The 21033-nt window shown below is 68.6% G+C and carries 9 protein-coding genes; 2 read left to right on the forward strand and 7 right to left on the reverse strand.

Translation table 11 applies throughout. From position 1 onward, the window contains the following. Positions 1 to 27 precede the first annotated feature (27 nt). Positions 28 to 10761, reverse strand: a complete 10734-nt coding sequence (locus tag ACFYWL_RS15155) for a LamG-like jellyroll fold domain-containing protein (protein ID WP_386972515.1) — start codon at positions 10759 to 10761, stop codon at positions 28 to 30. A 203-nt stretch (positions 10762 to 10964) separates the two neighbouring features. Beyond that, positions 10965 to 11477, reverse strand: a complete 513-nt coding sequence (locus ACFYWL_RS15160; protein ID WP_386972518.1) for a hypothetical protein — start codon at positions 11475 to 11477, stop codon at positions 10965 to 10967. Between the two features lie 332 nt (positions 11478 to 11809). On the opposite strand from ACFYWL_RS15160, the gene ACFYWL_RS15165 reads away from it, so the two are divergent. Together ACFYWL_RS15165 and ACFYWL_RS15170 are read left to right on the forward strand one after the other, a co-directional pair. Then, a complete protein-coding gene (locus ACFYWL_RS15165) occupies positions 11810 to 13234 on the forward strand; it encodes a hypothetical protein (RefSeq protein WP_386972520.1) in 1425 nt (474 codons plus the stop codon). Next, complete coding sequence (locus ACFYWL_RS15170; RefSeq protein ID WP_386972523.1) at positions 13231 to 15714, forward strand: hypothetical protein; 2484 nt, start codon at positions 13231 to 13233, stop codon at positions 15712 to 15714. The genes ACFYWL_RS15165 and ACFYWL_RS15170 overlap by 4 nt, the downstream gene beginning before the upstream one ends. Before the next feature lie 277 nt (positions 15715 to 15991). Here the strand turns inward: ACFYWL_RS15170 and ACFYWL_RS15175 are convergent, their stop codons facing one another. From ACFYWL_RS15175 to ACFYWL_RS15195, 5 genes are all read right to left on the reverse strand, one after another. Continuing rightward, entirely contained in the window at positions 15992 to 16450 is a 459-nt protein-coding gene (locus ACFYWL_RS15175; protein WP_386972526.1) for a Pycsar system effector family protein, read from the reverse strand. After that, complete coding sequence (locus ACFYWL_RS15180) at positions 16447 to 16938, reverse strand: hypothetical protein (RefSeq protein ID WP_386972528.1); 492 nt, start codon at positions 16936 to 16938, stop codon at positions 16447 to 16449. Before ACFYWL_RS15180 ends, ACFYWL_RS15175 begins: the two co-directional genes overlap by 4 nt. Before the next feature lie 176 nt (positions 16939 to 17114). Then, positions 17115 to 19151, reverse strand: coding sequence for a hypothetical protein (locus ACFYWL_RS15185; RefSeq protein ID WP_386972531.1), 2037 nt, complete (start codon positions 19149 to 19151; stop codon positions 17115 to 17117). Further along, positions 19148 to 19945: a hypothetical protein gene (locus ACFYWL_RS15190; RefSeq protein ID WP_386972532.1), complete on the reverse strand. Its 798-nt coding sequence runs from the start codon at positions 19943 to 19945 to the stop codon at positions 19148 to 19150. Before ACFYWL_RS15190 ends, ACFYWL_RS15185 begins: the two co-directional genes overlap by 4 nt. Before the next feature lie 29 nt (positions 19946 to 19974). After that, the gene (locus tag ACFYWL_RS15195; protein ID WP_386972535.1) at positions 19975 to 20682 is read right to left on the reverse strand and encodes a Crp/Fnr family transcriptional regulator; all 708 of its coding nucleotides are present in this window, start codon (positions 20680 to 20682) and stop codon (positions 19975 to 19977) included. Positions 20683 to 21033 lie beyond the last annotated feature (351 nt).

Genomic DNA, 21033 nt, shown 5'->3' on the forward strand with positions numbered 1-21033 from the left:
TCGCAAGGCACACGATAGAGGCAAAGGCTACCGCCGCTGCCCCATCCTCCAGTCGGTCCACACCGCATTTGGCGCCATAGGGTAACCGTTGGCCATTAACGCCTCGGAGGAAACGGCCTCAACTGACATGTAACCCGCAGCATCGTTTGGCCAATAGTGGCCAGATCCATTGTTGTGACCAACGATTCTACCACCGTTCACCTCAAAGTTCCCCGCCATGAAAACAGGCTGCCTTTCCGCAAGACTGGAATGCCCGGCACCCCAATCACCATAGGTCTCGAGCTGCTCGTGCGGCATGGACCGGACAGATCCGTCACGCATAACCACAAAAGCATGATCGCCGTCAGTTAGACTTGCTCCATTCGATTGCCATGAACCCCTCGGAATCTCTGCCTGTATTGAATCGTCTGCGCCGTTCTCCCCCACTCGGAATACCTTCCGAGGCAGGATCGGACCACTCTTGCCGCAGTTGTGGACGAGGACCGGCGCGTCACCGGCGAGCACATAGTACGTGTGGATGTCGGCGACGGTGAGGTCGTGCATCGGCTGGTTGCCGGTGTGGTTGCGTACTGCAGTGACGGTGACCTGGCGGCCGGGTCCGCCGCCGCCCATGCCGGCGCCGGTGCCGTCGCCTTCCAGGCGCTTGTCGTCGTGGACCAGCAGCCGGTGCCCGGGCGTGAGTTTGCCGGCGTCGACCCAGCGCCGTTCGGTCGCGTCCCAGAACGGGTGGTGCTCGGTGGTCTTCAGGACCGTCCGTTTGCCCGAGGACTTGTCGCGTACGGTGACATCGGTCAGGTTCCGGTCCTGGTTGAGGTGCAGCTGGGTGACGCGTTTCGCCTCGGTCCGGCCGCTGTGCGGATCGGTTGCCGCCACCTTGTCGCCGATGTTGAGCGCGGAGATGGGGCGGCTGCTGCCGTCGGCGAGCAGGACCCGGGTCGACGGGCCGAAGCTGTGGCAGTTCTCCTGCCGACGGCCCGAACCCGCCTGCGGCGAGCCGCCACCCGAGGACCGGTCGGCCGCGCGCGCCGACGAACCACCGCCACCGCTCCCGCCCCGACCTCCGCCGCTCTTGGTCGCTGCGGCGCGGGCCGAGGAGCCGCCACCGGCCTTCACCCCGCTGCCGCCAGGCATCCGGCTGCCCAGGCTCGGCAGCCGGCTGGCCGCCCCGCCGAGCGCCCGGGTCCCGAGCGCTCCCCCGAGTCGCCCGAGACCAGCGGACGCGGCACCGTCGAGACCGCCCTCGATCATGGTGCCGGCGAGGCCGCTCCAGGAGAACTCCTGGTCACCGCGGGAGACGTCGACCATGTAGCCGGTTCCTGAGGCGAGGGCCCCCGCGGCTGCGCCGGCGAGGATGAGGCATCCGACGCCGGTGGCGCAGAGGGCGCCGACGGCGACGGTGGCGATCAGGCCGGCGGCGGCGGTGGCGGCGAACCGCCAGGGGTCCTTCTTGATGGCCTTTACGGTGGCTTTGGCGCTGTCGATGGTTTTCTTGACGGTTTTCTTGGCTGTTTCCTTGACGCACTTGCCGACGCCCTTGGACAGGCAGCTGCGGGTGGCGTGGTAGGCATCCTTGAGGGCTTGGGTCTTCTTCTTCGCCCAGCGGACGGTGGTCTTCTTGACCGTGTGCCAGGCCTTGGTGGCTTTGCTCGTGACCTTCTTGGCGCTGGACTTGACGTCTTTCCAGGCGCGGCCGGAGGAGACGTACTTGAAGGTGGAGGCGGTGTAGCTGGCGGCGGCGCGGAACGTGGAGACGGGGTTGGTGACGACCCTCGCGGCGCTGGAGATGCCCCGCTTGAAGCTGGACCAGCCGAAGTGTCCGGTGGGGTCGATGGTGGTGAGGGGGTTGCCGTCGCCGTACTGGAAGCGGTTGGCGGTGATGGAGTCGGGGACGGGGCTGACGTCGGCGCTGTCGCGGGTGTCGAACTGGCCGGTGGTGGTGTTGTACCAGCGGGCGTGCATGTTGACGCGGCCGGTGAGGGATTCGGTCCATTCCGACTGGTAGCCGAGGTTGCCGACCATGCCGCTGGTGGCGGTCACCTTGCCGAGGGGGTCGTAGGTGGCGGAGCCGGCGATGGTGGTGCCGGTGGCGGTGAACTGGGCGACGACGTCGGTGTGCTGGTCGGTCCAGGTGTAGCGGGATCCGGCACCGGTGCCGCTGCCCGTGCCGAGGAGTTCGCCGGAGGGGCCGCGGGTGTAGGTGGCGGTGCCGTCGCTGGCGAGGTCGTTGCCGAGCCCGGTGTAGGTGAAGCCGGGTTTGAGCGCCCGGCCGAGCGCGTCGTAGGTGTAGGTGGTGCTGGCGCCGCCGGTGCCCTGCTGGATGATGACCTGGCCGAAGGCGTCGGTCTCGGTGGCGTACGCGACGGAGCCGTTGGCGGTGCTGCGGAGGGTGCCGCGGGCGGTATAGGTGTAGGTGGTGCCGTCGTTCTGGGTGCTGAGTTGGTTGCGGGCGTCGTAGGTGAAGGTCCTCGACCCGTTCTGGGTGCGGTTGCCGGAGTCGTCGTAGGCGTACGTCGTGTTGGTGGTGCCGTTGTTCCACGAGGTGAGCCGGTCGGCGAGGTCGTAGGTGTAGGTGTTGCTCGCGGATCCGGCGAGTCCGGTGGTGGTCTTCGAGGTTTCGTTGCCGTTGTTGTCGTAGCCGTAGGTGATGGAGCCGAGGGTGACGGTGCCGGCGGAGTTCTTGAGGGTGTCGGTCTTGAGTCGGTGCAGCGGGTCGTAGGCGAGGGTGCGGACGTTGTTGTTGGTGCCGTAGGTGATCGTCGCCGGTTGGGAGGTCTTGTTGTAGGTGACGGCGACGTTGATGCCGGTGGTGGGGTTGGCGGTGGTCTTGAGCCGGCCGGCGACGTCGTAGGTGTAGTTGGTGGTGCCGGCGGCGTCCGTGCGGGCGGCCATTCTGCCGTCGCGGTTGTAGGAGAAGGAGTTGCTGCCGGTGGGGCCGGTGATGGTCAGCGGGAGGCCCCGGTCGTCGTACCCGATGGTGTTCGTGCCGGAGGGGACGGACAGCGAGGTCAGGCGGCCGGCGTCGTCGTAGTCGAAGACGCGGTCGGTGGTGGTGGCCTCGGCGCCGCTGCCCGCGACCCGGGTGAGCTGGCCGAGGTCGTCGTAGGTGTTGGTGACGGTGACGCCGCCGGGTGAGTCCTGGCGGGCGGGGCGGCCGAGGGCGTCGTAGGCGACGGTGAAGGTGCGGTCGGCGACGTTGGGGTAGGCCGGGGTGGCCGGTTCGATCCGCGACTCGGGCAGGCCCCACGAGTTGTAGGTGGTCCAGAAGGCGTTGCCGCGGCCGTCGGTGAGCCGGGTCTGGTTGCCGGCGAGGTCGTAGCCGAAGGAGGTGCCGATGGCGGTCGTGGTGGTGACCGGTTGGGTTTCGCTGGTGAGGTTGCCTCGTGCGTCGTAGCCGAAGTTGGTGGTGGTGCCGCGGGCGTCCTTGACCCAGATCAGGTTGCCGTTGTCGTCGTAGCCCATCTTCTCGGTGGTCTGGACGACGTTGCTGGCGTCGAGGTTCTGCACCATCGTGGGGCGGCCGACGCCGTCGTAGGCGACGGTGCTCCTGGTCAGGTCCGGCAGGATGGTGCGGACCGGGCGGCCGAGACCGTCGTAGTCGGTGGTGGTCACGTTGTTGGCGCCGTCGGTGACGGTGAGGGGTTCGCCGACCCAGTTGTAGGTGGTGGAGGTGGCAACGCCTTCGGGGGTGGTGACCTTGCGCAGCCAGGGGCCAGCGGCGGGGGTGTTGACGTACGCGCCGGTGCCGTAGTCGTAGGTGGTGGTGTTGGTGAGCGGGGTGGGCTGGCGGACGACCTGACTGCGGGTGAGCACCCGGCCGAGGTAGTCGTACGTGGCGGTGGTCTTGGCGCCGGTGGGGTCGACGGTCTCGATGAGGTCGCCGACCTTGTCGTACGCGGCGGTGGTGACCTTGCCGGCCGGGTTGGTGACCTGCACGGTGTTGCCGAGCGCGTCGTACTCGAAGGTGGTGGTCTTGCCGCGCGCGTCGGTGATGGACTCGACCTGGCCGAGTCCGTCGTAGACGGTGGTGGTCTCGGCGGCGGGGATCTGGCTGCCGCCGGGCGGCGTGTAGGCGGGCCGGATCGTCTTGATGGGTCGGCCGACGGCGTCGTAGCGGGTGGTGAGGACATTGGTCAGCGGGTCCTGGGTCTCGGTCGGCTCGCCGAAGGTGTTGTAGCCGGTGCGGGACACCGGCACCGCCGGCACGGGCGCGCCGCCGCCGAACGTCTCCGTGGACACCGGCGGGGCGACGACCTTGGCCAGGTTGCCGGGGGCGTCGTACTCGTAGGTGGTGACGTTGCCCATCGGGTCGGTCACGGCAGTGATCAGACCGCGCTTGTCGACGGTGTAGCTGGTGGTCAGCTTCTTCGGGGTCACGGTCGTGGTGGCCTTGCGGCCGTTGCCGCCGCCGTAGAGGGTGCCGACCTCGTCGGCGCTGAGTTCCTCCTGGAAGATCTGCACGTTGTCGATGGCACCGTTGACCAGTTGCGCCTCGTTGGGGCCGATGAGGATGCCGCCGACGGACAGCGGGGTGACTGCGTTCCAGGGGGTGGGCTGGGTGGTGCTGCCCGACAGCGAGCCGTTGACGAACAGGCTCATCTCCTTGGTGCCGGCGTCGAACACGGCGACCAGGTGGGCCCAGGTGTTCACGGCCGGCGCGGCGCTGGAGCGCGCGGCGCTCCAGGTCGTGGAGGTGGTGTCCGTCCGGGCGGCGGCGAACTCCCACCGGTTGTAGGACTTGCTGTACTTGAGGACGAAGGCCCCGTTGTTGTTGCCGCCCTCGCCGACGACCGTCTGGTCCTGGTTGAGGTCGCTGAGCTTGACCCAGGCGGACACCGAGTACGACTGGGTGGTGTTCAGCGCCGGCTGCGTGGTTTGCAGGACGTTCGTGCGGGTGAACAGCGCGGCGCCGTCGGAGCGGCCGACGGTGCCGTTGTACGAGTAGAGGGTGCGCTGCGACGGCGAGGAGTCGTACGCCTCGTAGCCCGCCGCCTCCCCCATCTGCCACCAGCCGGTGGGGAGGGCGGCGCTCTTGACGCTGACGCTCTCGGAGGTCACCCGGCCCATCGGGTCGAAGGTGTTCTCCACGGTCTGCAGGGGCGTCTGGAGTTGCCCGGCGAGGCTCTGGGTGCTGGTGACGTGGTCGTCGGCGTCGTAGGAGTACTTGGTGACGCGTTCGAGGTCGAAGGGCTGCTCGGTGGAGGAGACGAGTCGCCCGGCGGCGTCGTAGCTGTAGGTGGTCCAGTTGGCGCCGTTGTCGGCGCGCTGGGTGATGACGTTGCCGATGGCGTCGTAGCTGTTCTGTTCGCGGACGAACCGCTTGACGCCGTCGGTGCGGGTGACCTTCGTGACGTTGTCGTTGTGGTCGTACTCGTACTCCGTCACCCAGTTCATGGCGTCGGTGTCGGAGGCGAGGTTGCCGTTGGCGTAGTAGGCCTTCGACGACACGCGGGTGTTGGTGCCGTCGGCGCCGGTGATCGTGGTGGTGAGCTGTTGTCCGGCCGCGTCGTAGGTTTCCGTCTTGGCGCGCAGGACGTCGCCGGTCGGGCAAGGGCTCGTCGGGGGTGGGCTGGTGGCGCACGCCACGGTCTTGGTGGTGTTGCCGTAGTCGTCGTACTCGAAGAGGGTGACCGCTCCGACGGCGTCGACGGTCTTGACCAGTTGGCCGTGCAGGTTGTAGTCGCTGGTGGAGTCGCGGGGCGCGTCCCCGCCGGTGGTGTCCTCGACCTTGCGGTAGGTGACGTTGCCGTCGGCGTCGTAGGTGGTCGTGGTCCTGGCGGTGTGGGTCGCGCCGGTCACCTGGTTGAGCACCGGCGGGTCGAGTTGCTCGACGACCTGCCCGGCCGCATCGTAGGTGTAGGTGGTGGTCAGGTCGCCGACGGGCGCTTCGGCCTTGACGGCCTTGGTGCGGGTGCGGCCGATTCCGTCGTAGGTGAACTCGGTGACCAGCCCGGCGGGGTCGGTGATGCGGACGGCGTCGCCGGCGGAGTTGTACTGCGTCTGCTGCGTGGCGCCCTTGGCCGACACGGTGGTCAGCGGGAGGCCGGGTGGGACGGTGCCGCCCCCGACCGCGGGTGTCGTCGCGGTGGAGTACGTCATCGTCGTGGTCCGCCCGGACGTGTAGCCGGCAACGGGTGGGGAGGTGACGCTGACCCGGTTGCCGGCGATGTCGTAGCCCAGCTTGGTGAGGTGGGTGTTGTCGGTGGCGCCCTGCGAACGGGCGTCGCGCACCTCGATGAGCTGGTCGTTGCGCGGGTCCGGGGTGAGGTTCACGGTGGTGGAGTCGGGCCAGTACTTGTAGTACGTGCTGTCGCACGTCGTCTGGTCGCGGCAGACGGTGGAGCGGACGGTGTTGCCCCGCACGTCGCGGCCGGAGGCCGTCTTCATGCCGAGCGGGTCGAACTCCACGGATTCGAAGCCGCCGACGTCGTAGCCGTAGGAGGTGGTCCGGCCGAGCGCGTCGGTGGCGGCGATGAGCCGATTGCCGTTGACAATGTCGTAGACGTCGGTGGACGTCTTGTTCGCCGGGTCAGTGGTGGTGACGGTGGCGACGGGGGTCAGGGTCGCCGTGGGGCCGGTCTGTGCGGCGCTCTTCGCGGCCCGGTAGTGGGCGTCGACCTCCACCGGCGGGAGTTCCCGGTCGTAGTAGGCGAACTCGGCGATGTTGCCCTTGAAGTAGCTGACGTCCCCCGACGAGCTGGGCCAACCCTTGGTCGTGCCGGCGCCGACGTAGGAGACGGTGGCGTTGGTGGCGACCATGGCGCCGAGGAAGCCGACGATCTTGTTGTCGAGGTAGAGGGTCTGCCGGGTCGTCGACGCGGACAGCACCACGTGGTGCCACTTACCGTCGTTGACCTTCGTGGTGGAGGTGATGGGCGCGTTCCAGGTGCCGTTGTAGAACTCGCCGCGCAGCAGGCCGTCGGCACCGACATACAGCGCGGGCGTCCAGTTCGTGGTGGCGGGGGCGTTGTTCAGCTCGTTGCGCTGGTAGGAGTAGAGGACCCCGCTGGCGGCGTGGTTCGCCGGCGTCTTGAACCACATCTCGACGGTGGTGTCGTCGACCACCGGGAAGTCGATGCCGGGGATCGTCTGGTTCGCGGGGTTGTACGGCTTCACGTAGGACGAGGTGCCGTTGAAGATTCCGCCGTAGGTGTCGGAGAACGGGCTGGTGTCCGACTGGTTGGTGTCGAAGGTGACCGCGTTGTAGCGGGCCTCGTGGCTGTGCACGACGTTGACGGCGTCGGCCGGCGCCTCGACGTCCCCCAGCCGCCAGTAGTCCGTGGGCTGCGAGCCCAGCACCGACGACACGTACACCAGGCTGGACCCAGACGCGGACGGCGCGCCGACCTTCCACACGCCGCCGTTCTCGTCGGTGATCTGGGCGACCCGACCGGTGACGCTGTGGTAGACGACCTGGGCCTGGACCCGCCCGGAGGCGCTGGTCACCAGGGACAGCTGCGGGGTGCCGGCGCGACCCGACTCGTACGCCGCGGCGACGTCCGTGCCCGTCAGGCCCCGGTTGTGGTAGGCGACGTCGGCGATCGACCCGGTGAAGAAGGTGGCCGTCGGCGTGCTGTGCGGCTGGTTGGGCCAGGCACCGCCGAGGAACCCGGCGCCCAGGTAGGCGTTGCCGGCGTCGAGGCTGTGCAGGTTGATCGCGCCGGTCAGACTGCCGATCTGGGTGCCGTCGAGGAACAGTTGCTGACTGCCGCCGTTGCCGGCGAGGACCACGTGATGCCACTGTCCGTCGGTGACCGGGCCGGGCGAGGACATCGCGCCCGCCGGGTTCGCGGTGCCCAGCTCGCCGTGGAGCCTGCCGTCGGAGCCGACGTAAAGGGCGGGAACGTATGCCGCGGCTGTGGTGGCGGCGGGCGTCACCTGGTCCTTCTGGTAGCTGACCAGCACCCCGTTGGGCGTGCTGGTCTTGAACCACAGGCCGATCGACTGGTACGCGCTCTCGGCGACGGCCTTCGCGGGCAGGGCGACGCGCGAGGTGGTGCCGTTGAACGTCGCGGACGTCGACGTCGAGTCCGGCAACGCCGCCGCGCCGCCCAGGGTGACGTCGGTGTAGGTGCCGGTGTCGGCGCCGTCCTTGGAGATCACCGCGCTGAGGGCGGCGGTGGCGTTCGGGGCGTCGTTGAGTCGCCAGAACGCGTACGGGTCGCTATTGAGGACGGCGTTGACGTGCTGGGACACCGACGTGTAGCCGTAGGTGTCGCACTGGGTGCCGGCGTCGGGTTCGCAGACCGACGTGAGCAGGTCGCCGGCGTAGCCGTAGGTCCAGGTCTGGACGGTTCCCGGGTCGGCCGGCACGACCGGGTCGGTGCTGACGGTGGCGACGTGCGCGACCGTGGCGGTCGGCGGCGTCGACCAGGTGAACGACAGGCTCCGGTTGGACGCCGCCGACGTCATCGTCTCCAGCCGGCCGCCGGTGCCGTACTGGAAGGTCAACGCGCGGCCGGAGGCGTCGGCGATCTTCGTGATCCGGTGCACGCCGGTCCCCGTGGCCTGGGTGAACTCGTAGGACGTGGCGTCCTTGTCCGTCAGGGAGTATCCGCCGGTGATCGGCTTGAACACCGAGTGGCGGCCCAGCGGCGCGACCCAGGTGCCGCTGTTGTTGCGGCCGAACGCCACCTCCTGCCCATCGGGGTAGCGCACCGTCACGGTCTGCAGGGTGTTCGAGGCGTCGCGGTTCTCGGAAGTGCGCATGTCGAGGATCGACGACCAGCCTCGGCCGAAGGCGTTGTCGGTCCTGGTGTCGAGGCTGTTGTAGTCGCGGTTGACGGCCAGCGCCGGCCCGACGGTGGTGACCTGCGCGTCGGTGTCGGAGGTCGTGTAGTTGCCGACGTTACCGTCGTAGCCCTTGCCGCCGTTCTGGGCGAGCGCGGAGGTGACCGGGGGTTGTGGCACCTGGGGGGTGAACGCGTACATCGGTGTGGTGGCGCCGGTGGAGGAGTAGTCGCTGACCTGGACCGCGTACAGGTAGGTCTTCTTCCACTCCAGCACCCCGGCGGGGACCTTCCACACGCCGCCGGCCACCCAGCCGGAGCTGGTGATCTGCGTCGCCTGGTCGTTGTAGACGAGGAAGTTGAACCGCAGGCCCTTCGCCGGCCAGTTGTCCGGGTCGTGGCCCTGGGCGATCAGTTCCGGGGTGAGGGTGTCGACGGTGCCGTTGTTCGCCGGGTACCGCAGGTCGACCTGCGGGGCGACGTTGTCGGTGTAGGTGACGTCGATGAAGGGGCCGCAGTCGATCAGCCCGTAGACGCTGTTGTTGCAGTCCAGGTCGGCGTTGGCCGACGTGAACCGCTTCCACGCCACGGTGTCGGTCTCCGAGGCGGTCAGGGCGAGCCCGTAGTTGCTCGCACCGGTCACCCACTCGTTGACCTCGGCAGCGTTCAACGGCACGGACACCCAGGTGCCGACGGTGCGGACCGCGTTGACGTTGCCGCACGCGGCGGCGCTGCTCGGCGACGCGTTGCCGATCGAGCTCGTGTAGGAGGGGAAGCTGCTGTAGGTGACCGATGCCGCCGACCAGTTCTGCGTCACCCGGTGCACGTCGAAGCGGCGGGCGGCGCACTCCCCGCCGAGGCCCTGGTAGCTCATGAACACGTTTAGGTCGGCCGCGCTGAGCCGCTTGCCCGCGTAGGTGGTGCCGAAGGTGGGGAAGGGCAGCAGCGCCTTGGCGCTGCCGGTGCCGAACGACCCGACCGCGACGTTGTCCGCGGTGAACCGCGCGGTGGTGCTGTCCGACTGCACGTACGTGTCGTCGGTGTTCGTGGCGATGGTGCCGGTGGTCGGGTCCAGCTCCACCGGGAACGTCCGTGCCGGGTCCCGCAGCCAGGCGCCGTCGATCGACACCTTCAGCGCCTGCCCGTCGCCGTGCTTGACGATGGCGTAGCGGATGTCGTGGGAGGTCGCCTTCGCCCCGGTCCGGTCCACCGCCGAGTCCTGCATCCACCCGACCGGCATGACGGCCACCGCCGTGCCGTCCCCGTCGAGGAAGCGCACCTCGCCGTTGTCGTCGACGCGCGCCGTCAGGCCGGTCAGGCGCAGCGGGTACAGGTACTCGGTCGCCACGTCCGCCGAGTGGAAGACGAGGCTCTCCTTGACCGCGTTGCCGCTGACGCGGAGCGTCAGGTCGACGTTGGGAAAGACGCCCGGGTAGGTGGCGACACCGCGCTCGACCGACGCCGTGCTGGGCGCGGCTCCGGCCAGGTCGTAGCCGAGGCTCTGCCCACCCGGGAGGCCCATCCGCACCAGCGGGGTCGCCGGATCGGTGCTTCCGGCGAGGGACACGTCGATCGGGACGGCCCTGGCCCGCAGGCGCCCGCCGGTGGAGGTGAGGCTGTTGTCGATCCGCTGCCAGCGTCCCTGCCGGTCCTTGAAGTTCACCGGGCGCTGCCGCACCCGGCGGGTGTAGGAGCCGTCCGGGTTCTGGAAGACATCGGAGGTGCTGGTGGACGCCTCCGGGACGTGCCTGCTGGCCGCGGGGTCGAACCCGTCGGCGGATCGGGTGGTGCGCTTGCCCGTGGCGGGCTTGCGCGACGTGTGCAGCGCCAGCTCGCCCGGGGCGGGCCGCACGGAGCTGTGGTCCTGCACGGTCGGCGAGTCGACGTAGTGCCCCCGCTGGGGTGACCGGCCCATCTGCTGTTTCGGAACCGCCGGGTCGGCCCACGAGAACCTGAGCGCCAGCAGGTCAGACAGCCAGGACAGCGGGAACCCGGTGTTGCCCTGGTGATGCAGCGGCGCCTTTGGGGCGGCCACCGTCATCAGCATCGTCAGGACGAGGACGATGGCCAGGCGACCGGTGGCCCGACGTCGACGCCGGCGGCCGGGGCGGCCAGGTACCGCTAGCTGCGCATGCTGCCACCGACCGCCCATGGCAGCCCTCCCCCGTTGATCAGATCACACCGAGAGCAAAGCTTCGTGGACGCTGCGTAATAACGCAAGCATGGAAGTATGTAAGATTATCTGGTAGACGTCGCGGCCCAGACCTCGCCGACCGCCGCCTCGACCCCCGCGCGGACGCCGTCAACCGAGGCAGCCGACACGACCCGGGCGCCCTCCACCTCGGACCCCACCGTCACGTAGCGGGGCTTCGGAAACCGGCTCCTCCCCTGCTCCACCGCCGCCACCGGCGCCTCGCCCACCGCCACCACGACCCCACACCCCTCCAGCGCCAGGGTGTTGAAGTACGCCAGCGCGTTCGCCGACGTCTGCGGCCCCTCGACGGCGAGGTACTGCACCTTGATCGAATGGGCGGTCGAGGCGGACTGCATGCCAGCCCAGGCCGCCTTCGCCTGCTCGCCCGCGAGACCCTTGTCGTCGGTCAGCAGACACGCGGTGAAAGCCTCGTACCGCCGCTCGCGCGGCTCCGGAACCGGTCGATCCCGCGCGACGAACACCCAGATTCCGACGGCGGTCAACCCCACCACGGCAAGCAACGAGGCCAGAACAACCGGCCGACGCAACCAACTCATCCGACCTCATCACCGTCAGCGACACGGAAGCAACAGCTTGAATCCGGGTGAGCGTAGTCGACTCCTGAGGTGCGCTCCTGCCCCTCGGCGGTGGGAGAACACCGATGTGCTGCGGACCACGTCAGCATGTGGGTCATCGCGGTGCAGTTAGGCCTGTCTGCTTTCCGTCACTTCGCGGGCCGTTCCTGGCCGGTCTGCTTCCGTAGCGCAGTGGACTTCGCCCCTTCGAAAATCGCAGGAACGCGCCGGTGACCGCGATGCTCGGTCCAGCCTGGACGGTAAAGCCGGACACGCCTGATGACACTGGTCGTCAGCCCCTCGCCGTCGAGACTGTGATCGGGGCACACGCTGCGGCGCTGCTCCCCGGCGTCATCACCACCACTCCCCACGCCCGATACCTGGCTCTGCACGCCCGCCTCGCGGTCGAGGCCCAGCGCCGTGGTTGGACCAGCAAGGCTGACCTGGGACGGTTCCACGCGCTGGTGCGTCGCGCCGAGGTCGTGCTGGGCGCGGTGTCCGTGGCGCACGGCGACGCGGACGACGGCCACTGGCTCCGGGCAGGGTCCTTCGGCGTGCACGGGGTGAACACAATCAGGCCGGAGCTGCACCGGCAGCAGAGCATCGACGTCGGGCGGACGGCCGACGTGTACAGCCGGGTCCGGGGCGGCTACCTGCAGACGTACTCGGGGATCGAAGCGGTGCTCGGCCTCACCGACGGGGCACGGATTCCCGCGCCCGGGCCGGCTGCCGACGTCGAGCGCCTCGCGGCCCTCGACGAGGCCTTGAACGTTGCGGAACGGGACAAGCCGCTGTCCGTGGCGGACCTCGACGCACTTCGTCACCTGTGCGTATGCGCCGTCGGTGACGCCCCTGACGGCGCTTGTGTACGCGGCGCCTACTTCGCCGGACCGGGTGGCTCCGGGGCCGTCGGCGCCCATCGCCGTAGCGCCACCCTGCTGGTGAAGGCGCTCACCGAGGAGCACGTGGACGGCGAATCGGTCGACATGGCCATGGACCGCTGGTGCTGTTTCCGACGGGGATTGTCGGATCTCGTGGGCGAAGACGTGCACGCTCATGCCCTCGTCTGGCGTGGCGCGCTGCTGCGCAACTGGTCGGTCTGGGCGTGGCGGCTGATCTGGGCACGGCTGGTGTCGCCGCTGTCGAGCACCGGCACCCTCGAGCACGCGGTCGCCGAGTTCGTCCGCACCCTTCCGAACGCAACCGTCCGGGAGGTGCTCATCGACGGCCTCCCTTCGGTAGTCGACGACACCGGCACCCCGCTACCAGTCGAGCACGACCTGTACGACGAGGTGCCGGACGACGGTGACTGGACGGTGCTCGGCATGCTACAACTGCTCGCCGTCGGCGCCAGGCGCCTGGAGCACCTCGACCCGACCGCTCGGCGCGCCTTCGCCGACGAGGCATCCGACGACCTGGGGCCTGGCTACGTCGCCTCCTGGCTGACCCGCAACGCCGACCGCCGGCTGGCAGAGGCCGTCGCCGGCCTCGCGAAGGAGCTGTTCCACCGGGCCGAGTCGGTCAGCCGGCAGAAGATGCAGTGGACCCGGTACGGCCTGCGCCTGCCCACGCGGCTGCGCCGCGTCGGCGACCAGTGGCGGCTGGAAGGCCGGGAGGGGCGGGGCGCCGTGTCCCTGCGGCTGCCCACCTTCACCAACGTGATGCAGCAACTGGGGGTGCTCGGGTACGACGGCGACACCTGGCGTCCCGGCCGGTATGCCGCTGAGGTGACGTCATGACGGCGTGGGAGGACCTGCGGGGAGCCGCGCCACCTGCTCTGCTGCGCAGCCGTCCCGTGGCCGACGCCGAAGAGGTCCTTGTTCTCACCTACACCTGTGACCTGTCCTTCTTCGAGGATGTGTGCCTGCGGGAAGCGCAGGCCGTCCGAGCCCGAACGACCATCCTGTACGACGCCGACCGGCTCACCCGGGGACCCCGCCGGACCGACTACATCGCCCTGCCGGTGGTCTGCCGGGCAGGCGGGGCGTTCCACCCGAAGCTAGTGGTGATCGCCTCCGAGGCGGATGCGGTGGTGGCCATCGGCTCCGGCAACGCCACCCCGTCGGGATGGCACCACAACGCCGAGGTCTGGACGGTGCTACGCGGCACCGGCCCGACGGTGCCACAGACGTTCCATGATCTCGCTGCCTGGCTGCGCCGACTGCCCACTGCGGTCTGGATGGAGGACCTCGGTCGGGAACGCCTCGACCGAGTCGCGGATATCCTCACCTGCCGACCGGCGGAGCATGCGCCCGGCCAACCCGTGCTGGTGACGACGGCGGCCCGTCCGATCATCGAGCAACTCCCGGTGCCGAAGGCCCCCGTCACGTCGCTGGCGGTCGCCGCCCCGTTCTTCGACCCGCGGGCGGAGGCGCTGCGCCGCCTGGTCGACCGCTTCGGACCCGCCACACTGAACCTCATGCTCACCCGGGACGTCCAGTGCGACCCGGACACCCTCGCCAAGGTGGTCAAAGGTGTGCCGACGGGGTTGGTCACTACCCCGAAGAGCAGCCGCTACCACCACGCGAAGATCGTGGAATGGAGGACGCCCGACCAGTCGTGCGCGCTCACCGGCAGCGCCAACTGCAGCATGGCCGCCCTGATCAAGACCATGGCCACAGGTGGGAACTGCGAGCTCGGGCTGCTCACCGGCACACCAGAGGCGTTGATCTCCGCCGTGCCCGTGCACGAGCTCGATCTGGAACGACCGACCGGCCTGAATGTGCGGGAACCCGACGAACGGGTCCCCTCCGGGATCGGCCTCCGCGTGCTCGGAGTCCGGCTGAGCGCAGAACGGGTGGAGGCCACCGCCCTCGCCGACGGCCGCCAGGCCCCGGCATGGCTCGTCGTGGACGGACTACGGCTCGACCACGAACGCAGCGACGGCCACCTGCACCTATACGCCGGCATCCCGTCTCCCGACTGGTCCATCGCGTTCGGCGCGACCGCCACCGTGCACGTGGCGACGGACACTGGTGCCGAGATCCGCGACGTCGTGGTGACCGATGTCACTACAGCGCTGTCGCGTATCGATAGACCATCCCCACTGGAACAGGTATCGCTACCTGCCGTCATCGTCGACCAGGCGCACCTGACCGCGCTCTTCGAGGCACTCGCGCATCTCGCCACCGTCCGCCCGGAACGGCTCGCGGCCCCGTCTGGAATCAGTCGGCGGCGTTACGTGGAGGGCCGCATCAACGCGGCCGTCGGGCCAGCCCTCCTACGGTTTGCCCTAGGGCTGGACCGGAGCCGACCGTCACCGACAGGCGACGACATCTTCGATGGCTCGGACGACGAGGACGGCGGATCGAGGCGAGCCCCGCGGGGCCAGGCCACGGCGGTGAGAGATGCCGCACCGTCCCAGCGACCGGAGACCGTCGCGACGGTCTTGGACACGCTAACCGCAGGTCAGCGCGCCCGCCTACGGCGTGAGATCGGGGAACTGGTCGACATCTCGCAGGAGTGGCCGCTGCCGGCGAAGCTAGCCGTCAGCAGACTGGTGTTGACCCTGGTCGCCGGCGGACTCTGGGCGGATCCGGCTGACTGGTCCGACCTGCTCTACTGGCTGATGCTGCAACTCTGGATGACCGACCAGGAGGAGAGTCTGCACGACGAGCACGCGGCCCTCGCCACGATCGGGCTCGTAGCCCTGCGCACCGGTTTCGACCGCCAGGCCGAGCCGGACAGCGAGCTCGTCGAGCGATTCGAGGACCTGAGGCAGGCGTACGCGGAATGGACCGCCTGGCTCGCGGCGGCGCCGGAGGATGCGGTCCGGAGATATGCGACCGGTCTGAGCGGGCACACCCTCGGGGTGCTGTTCGGGCAAACCGACTTCGTGTCCGAAATCGGCTGGATCCTGAAGCGGTCGGCGTTGCAGGACGCGGTGGACCGGCTCGGCGGCGCCCGGCTCGACAACGCTTCCGTTGTCCGTGTCACGGCCGGCCGCACCACGAGGCTTGCAGTCCTTTCCGCTTTGGACGCCCTGCGCGACTTCCCGGACACCCAGGTAGCCTCCGACGCGGAGCCAGCAGTGCACGGTTGGTGGAACGGACGCCGTCTACTACTGACGACCCGGACCGGTGTGGCCTGGCGGGGCGAGATGTGGTTGCACCTGATGACCGGTATCGCCGCCTACTCTCGCGGCACCCAGCTACCCCGACCCGACCGGCGCTGGACGACATCGGGGCCAGACGACGCCTTTACCTCGGCCGGGCTCTGACCGACGGAGGCGGAGAGACTCGAGGTGGTGAGACACCCGTCCCGCCGAGCGGGCGGTGAGACGCGAGCCTCGTCACGCGCGCCTCCTGCCGGACGTGCTCAAGCACCCGAGTCCGGTTCCCACCGAACCGATCGGGCTTCCTCGCACAGCAATGGTCCTCAGCCGACCTATACGCCAAGACATGTCCCGATCGGCCACTTTCGGCGATCGGCCTTCACGGGAGAAGCTGGTCGTGGTCACGACGGCTAAGGCCGTCATGACCACGACCAGGAGCAGCTTAGGTGATGACGACGGCCGCGAGGGCCACGACACCGACCACCAGGGCACGGATGGACCAGATGATTCGGGTGAGCTTACGGTACGCCACCATGTTCGCCGCCCAGATCTGTCCGACGACTGCCCGCTCGAACGCGTCCTCGTCGGCCGCCGCCTCCACCCAGGCATCGATGAAGGCTTCCCGGTCGTCGCCGTATCGACGGGCGACGTGGTCGTAGTAGTGCAACGACCACCGGGTCGTCATCTGCCTGCGCGGGGCCAGCGCGTAGAGCGCCAGCAACGCGCTGAGCACGATGCAGACGCCGGCAACAAACACTACGGCTCTACCCCAAGGGTCGTGAGCCGATGGCATTTGCCCGGCCAGGACCCCGGAGGCAGCCAGCACGGCGGCTGCCTTCACATCGGCGAAGCGGATCATCTCGTTCGCCTGCTGGAGGGAGGATCGTTCCGCTTCCCTCATGACTCTTCCAGCCGTTTCACCAGATCGGGACGGTCGTATGAGGAGAAGACCTCCCCCAACTGCCCGAGCAGATATCGGCGTTCGCCGTCGCCGAGCCCTCCGAGAAAGTCACCGATCAGCTTGGCGATCACCAGGAACCGCGACTCGGCGACATCACCGAACTTCTGGGCGATCCCCTCGAAGTCGATCTTCAGCATTTCGTTGAGTTGATCTGAATGGTGGTGGAGCCAGTAGCTGCGGGCGACGTCGGGGCGGGAGTAGATGCTCTCCCGAAGGTAACGGATTTGCTCCAACTCGGCTCGCTGCTTCAAGCGCTCAAGGGCGCTCTGCCGGGCGATCTCCCGGATCGCTTCTGCTGCAGCACGGGCTTGCGGGCTGACCGCCAACTGGACGTGGACGCCTTCGGCGATCCGGCTGTTTATCTCGGTCTCGGCGTTGCCGGCCCGCGTGACGCAGTACTGGGAGGCCAGCTTGTCGGCCTGTTCCATAATCTTCTGTCGTGCTGTCCAGGACGCAGCCTGGTTGCCCCGCCACCAGAACTGGAAGGTCGCGTCGAAGGTTATGTGTGGATGGCAGCTAGACAGCTCAGCGAAGAAAGTGACCAGCTCCGCCGAATCCTGAGGTCTCGCCCTGAGGGTCGGCAGGAGGCCACGCCATTTTCCACTCACCGGGCAACCAGCAGCGGGTTGGCTCGGTGGAATCGCTCGATGAGCCGGTCACGCACATCCCGGGCAGCCGGTGCCTCAGCGTCGCGGACGAGCGGCTGCCAGGCGTACAGCAGGTCGGACATGCGGGCGAAACGACTGCTGGCACCGTGGCCCATGCCGCCGGCTCGGATCGTCAAGTCGGTGATCAAGTTTTCGTACACGGGGTCCTCGATCGCTGTGTCCAACCAGCGGAACAACGCATCGCGGATTTCGCCTTGCGGACCAACGCCGGTGAACAGGAGCGTGAAGGCATGCACCAGGCTGGTCTGTAGTTCCGCGTCTCTGGCCAGTTCAGCGAGGAGGATCCCGGCCTGCTCGGGGGGTTCGGAGATCGCGGCCAGGGCGCGCAGGCCCGCGCCGCGCCGCTGGTCGTGTCCGGCCGCCCAGTCGACGACCCGACGCAGCGTCGCCTGCCGGTGCCGTGGCTTGGTCCAGAGCGACCGCATGGCCTGCACGACCGCGTCGGTGACGGTGTCGATCCCTCGCCCGGCCAGATTGTTCAGCCGGGTCAGCACCGCCTGTGGATACGCGTCTGCCAGCGCCCCACCGCAAACTGCGGCGACCGCGCAGAGCAGCGTCGAGCTGCCCGACTGCACGGCCCATTGATTGAGCCGACTGCGCATCGCCGCCCCGGCCTCGGGGCTCATCGCCACCGTCGTCATCAGGTCGACAACCAGCGGACGCAGGGTCTGATATCCCCACCACCGCTCGGCCAGCGTACGCACCTCGGGAGCGTCGGCCCCGGGAAGCGCCAGGGTCACCGCGAGCATGGCCGAAGCCACCTGTCCGGCGACGCGGACGTTCGGGGAACCGCCGCGGCGCATCGGCAGGTCGGAGGCCCAGCTCCAGAGGCGTGTACGGAATGCCTTGGACTGGTCGCCATGCACGTAGCGCAGGATCGCGACGTCGTAGGACGGCAGGGTCAAGAAGATTCGATGTTCGTCGTCGATCCGGGCGTTGACGTCCTTCGCCATCTGGCGGATCCCCGGGGCACCGATACCACCACGCACGTTCGCCGGCTCCGCCAGTTTCTCCGCGAGCTTCTCCATGGCGTGCAGGACGTTGCTGGCCTGCCCCCCTTGTAGGAATGCCAGAGCGATGAGGAAGAGCCTGGTCCGCGGGTCGCGATTCCTGTCGAACCAGGCGACCAGATCTTCGTCCCAGTTCTGGTAGGCCTTGACCGCGTTACGGGCGATCTCGGCCAACGGCTCCTGCGGATCACCCGCAGCGGCCCTTATCCGGTGGGACAGCCTCGCGATCTGCGCAGGGGTCGCGCCCTCGATCATCGCCGGCAGCGGCGGCGTCTTGAGTAGCGTGTCCACGTCCAGCCGGTCGCTCTGATCGGCCAGGAGCTGGCTCAGCAATTCCACGGGTGCAGGAGCGGTCACCGTGAGGACGGTGAAGCCTGGCACGTCCTCGGGCCGTTCGAGGCTCCCGCGATCGACCAGGACGACAAGGTATGAGTCCCGCTTCTCCACGGCCTCCCGATAGGCGATGAGCAACTCCCACAACCGCCCAGTGCGGCCTCCGGGCGGCACCGTGAGCAGGTAGGCGGATCGACCATACGATGACCACGGCACCTCGCCGACGGGCAGGAGTCGCCGCTCATCGTCGTCGATCGGGATCTCCCGTCGAGGTGCGGGAACAGCGCCGAGCAGCCCGACTGCAGCGGTCCGTCGGCCGGTGCCCGGCTCGGCCACCAGAAGGACGTGGCGCCGCTCCCGCAGAATCCCGGCAGCCGATTCCCTGGACAGCCCGCCGGGACCGTAGAAGCGCCGCACGAAGGTCGCGATCGTATCTTGTACGAAGGCGTCGGAGAGTTCCCGGGCGGCCTGATAGCGTCCGAGCCAGTTGTGGACGTTCTGCACCATGTCGCGGCCAACGTGCGAGGCGACCTGACCGCTGTTCTCCTCGATGTAAGGCCCGTCGTCGATGTCCTCGGCGTAGGAATCGTCGATGTCCGAGACCACGGGATCGATCGAATCGGCGGTCATCGGGCAACGCCCCGGTGCTGCGTCATGCTCTCGACCGTGGTGGCCACCTGACCGTCGTTCCGCTTCACCCGCGGCCCGGAAATCCGCGGCTCTGACTTCCGCGGACGTTCGGCCTTCTCAGGCTTTGGCGCAGGCACCGGCGCGTCCGGCAGCACACCGAGCAGGTTCCCGGAGACCTCCGGGATGTGAAGCCATGCCTGTTTGCTGAACGCCTTACCGTCAACCGTCGCGGTGACCGGAAGACAGCGGTCGGGATGCAATCCGGCGTACCCGGCGACGATGACATCCTCGAACACCCGGTCGGAGAAGATGCAGGCTACGAACGTCACGCGCGGGCTGGCCGCAGCGAGAACGGCCTTCACCGGCGCGGAATCGAGCAAGCGATGGGTCTCGTTTCGGGAGGCCCCATTGCCGGTCCAGTGGGGATTCTCCGGATCGGCCGGCAGCGGACCTACATGCAGGCTGACCCGCAGCTGAAGGTACGCCCGGGCCTGACGGTTGCGTTCGGCGAGGCGTTCCTGGAGCAGGCGCGGGAACGGGTCCACCAGGTAGGGCAGGACGTTCGTCGGGAGTCCGACGGCGAAGCCGTCCCCGGTCGGGCCGAGGAACGCCGGCTGGTCCCATTCGGCCCGCAGTCCGGCACCAACCAGGGCGTCGCCCACAAGGTCGAGCAGGTTCTTGCTGATCGCCTCCTGGACGCTGCTCGGTTCGGCGGTGAAGCCCTTGGCATCCACCGCCAGAATCGCCCGATACGGCGGCAGATCGATCGAACGTGCGAACGGATTGTGCTCCATGAAGAGACCTTTCTTGACGAAGGACCCCCTCAGAGTCGGCCGAGATCGCGCCCCGCTCTGCCCAGTGCTGGGCGGACGCCCTGTGGCCAAACGCTCAACGCCGACGGGTCGACGACGGTGACCACCCGCCGTCCAGTGGCGACGATCCCGGCGTCACGCAGGGCGGTTAACTCAGCGACGACCGCGTTACGCGAGACACCGACCAGCTCGGCGAGTTCCACCTGAGACAGTCGGATTCCGGGCCGCCCATCGGAGTGCCTGCTCTCGCGGTCAAGGTGGATCAGCGCCCGCACAAGCCGCTCCCGCACCGGCAGCACGGCCAGCGCCACGCGCTGCGCGTCCGAGGTACGCAACCGGCTCACCGTGTAGGCAGCGAAACCTGCGGCGAATGCGGGTCGGGTCAGGAAACGCCGAAACTGCGGACCGGTCAGCAGCCGGGTAATTGTGGTGGTGAGGGCCGTGACCGTGGCAGAGCGGGGTTCCAGGTCAACGGCGGCAAGATCACCAACAACATCACCAGCAGACCGCAGCGTCAACAGCGCACGGCTGCCATCGCTCTCCGAGCGCACCACCTTGACGCAGCCGGCCAGGACCACATGCACGTGCTGGGTTGCGTCTCCCTGGCGCAGCAGCACGGCGCGGGGTTCGAAGCGTACGGGGATTCCGGTGTCCTGTACCCGGTGCCACTCGTCCTCCGGAAGATGAGCGACGAGTCCGGATTCACCGCGGTCACGCATGCACAGAATGTATCGCCTAAGGCCGCAACGAGTAGTGGGGACGGTGCCGTTGCCAGGCTTGGCCCGGCGCCGTGCCCCGAAGCCGGCCGAGTGCCCGATGTCGTAGGCGGCCGCGACGCAGCCCTGTCGTTGGTTCGTTGACGTCGCCCAAGGGCCATCCATGGGCCGCGACTTGGCGCGGAGCGACCGGAGTGGGGCTGAGCGGGATTGGCGGTGGAGACTCGGCTACCTCCCAGTGCAGCGGCAGCCCTCAGCTACGGCCCGTCCGCCGACGGGAGCAGTCACCAGATGGTACAAGCATCGCGACCACGTGACGCGACACCCCGACATGCCTCAGCACCGTCCGGGACC

This window comes from Micromonospora sp. NPDC002575 (assembly GCF_042889525.1).
In the GTDB taxonomy this organism is placed as follows: Bacteria; Actinomycetota; Actinomycetes; order Mycobacteriales; family Micromonosporaceae; genus Micromonospora; species Micromonospora carbonacea.

Excerpts from the sequence above, each read along its gene's own strand:
- ACFYWL_RS15190 (WP_386972532.1), bottom strand. The coding sequence starts at position 19,945 with ATGGAGCACAATCCGTTCGCACGTTCGATCGATCTGCCGCCGTATCGG.
- ACFYWL_RS15170 (WP_386972523.1), top strand. The coding sequence starts at position 13,231 with ATGACGGCGTGGGAGGACCTGCGGGGAGCCGCGCCACCTGCTCTGCTG.
- ACFYWL_RS15175 (WP_386972526.1), bottom strand. The coding sequence starts at position 16,450 with ATGAGGGAAGCGGAACGATCCTCCCTCCAGCAGGCGAACGAGATGATC.
- ACFYWL_RS15160 (WP_386972518.1), bottom strand. The coding sequence starts at position 11,477 with ATGAGTTGGTTGCGTCGGCCGGTTGTTCTGGCCTCGTTGCTTGCCGTG.
- ACFYWL_RS15180 (WP_386972528.1), bottom strand. The coding sequence starts at position 16,938 with ATGGAACAGGCCGACAAGCTGGCCTCCCAGTACTGCGTCACGCGGGCC.
- ACFYWL_RS15185 (WP_386972531.1), bottom strand. The coding sequence starts at position 19,151 with ATGACCGCCGATTCGATCGATCCCGTGGTCTCGGACATCGACGATTCC.
- ACFYWL_RS15195 (WP_386972535.1), bottom strand. The coding sequence starts at position 20,682 with ATGCGTGACCGCGGTGAATCCGGACTCGTCGCTCATCTTCCGGAGGAC.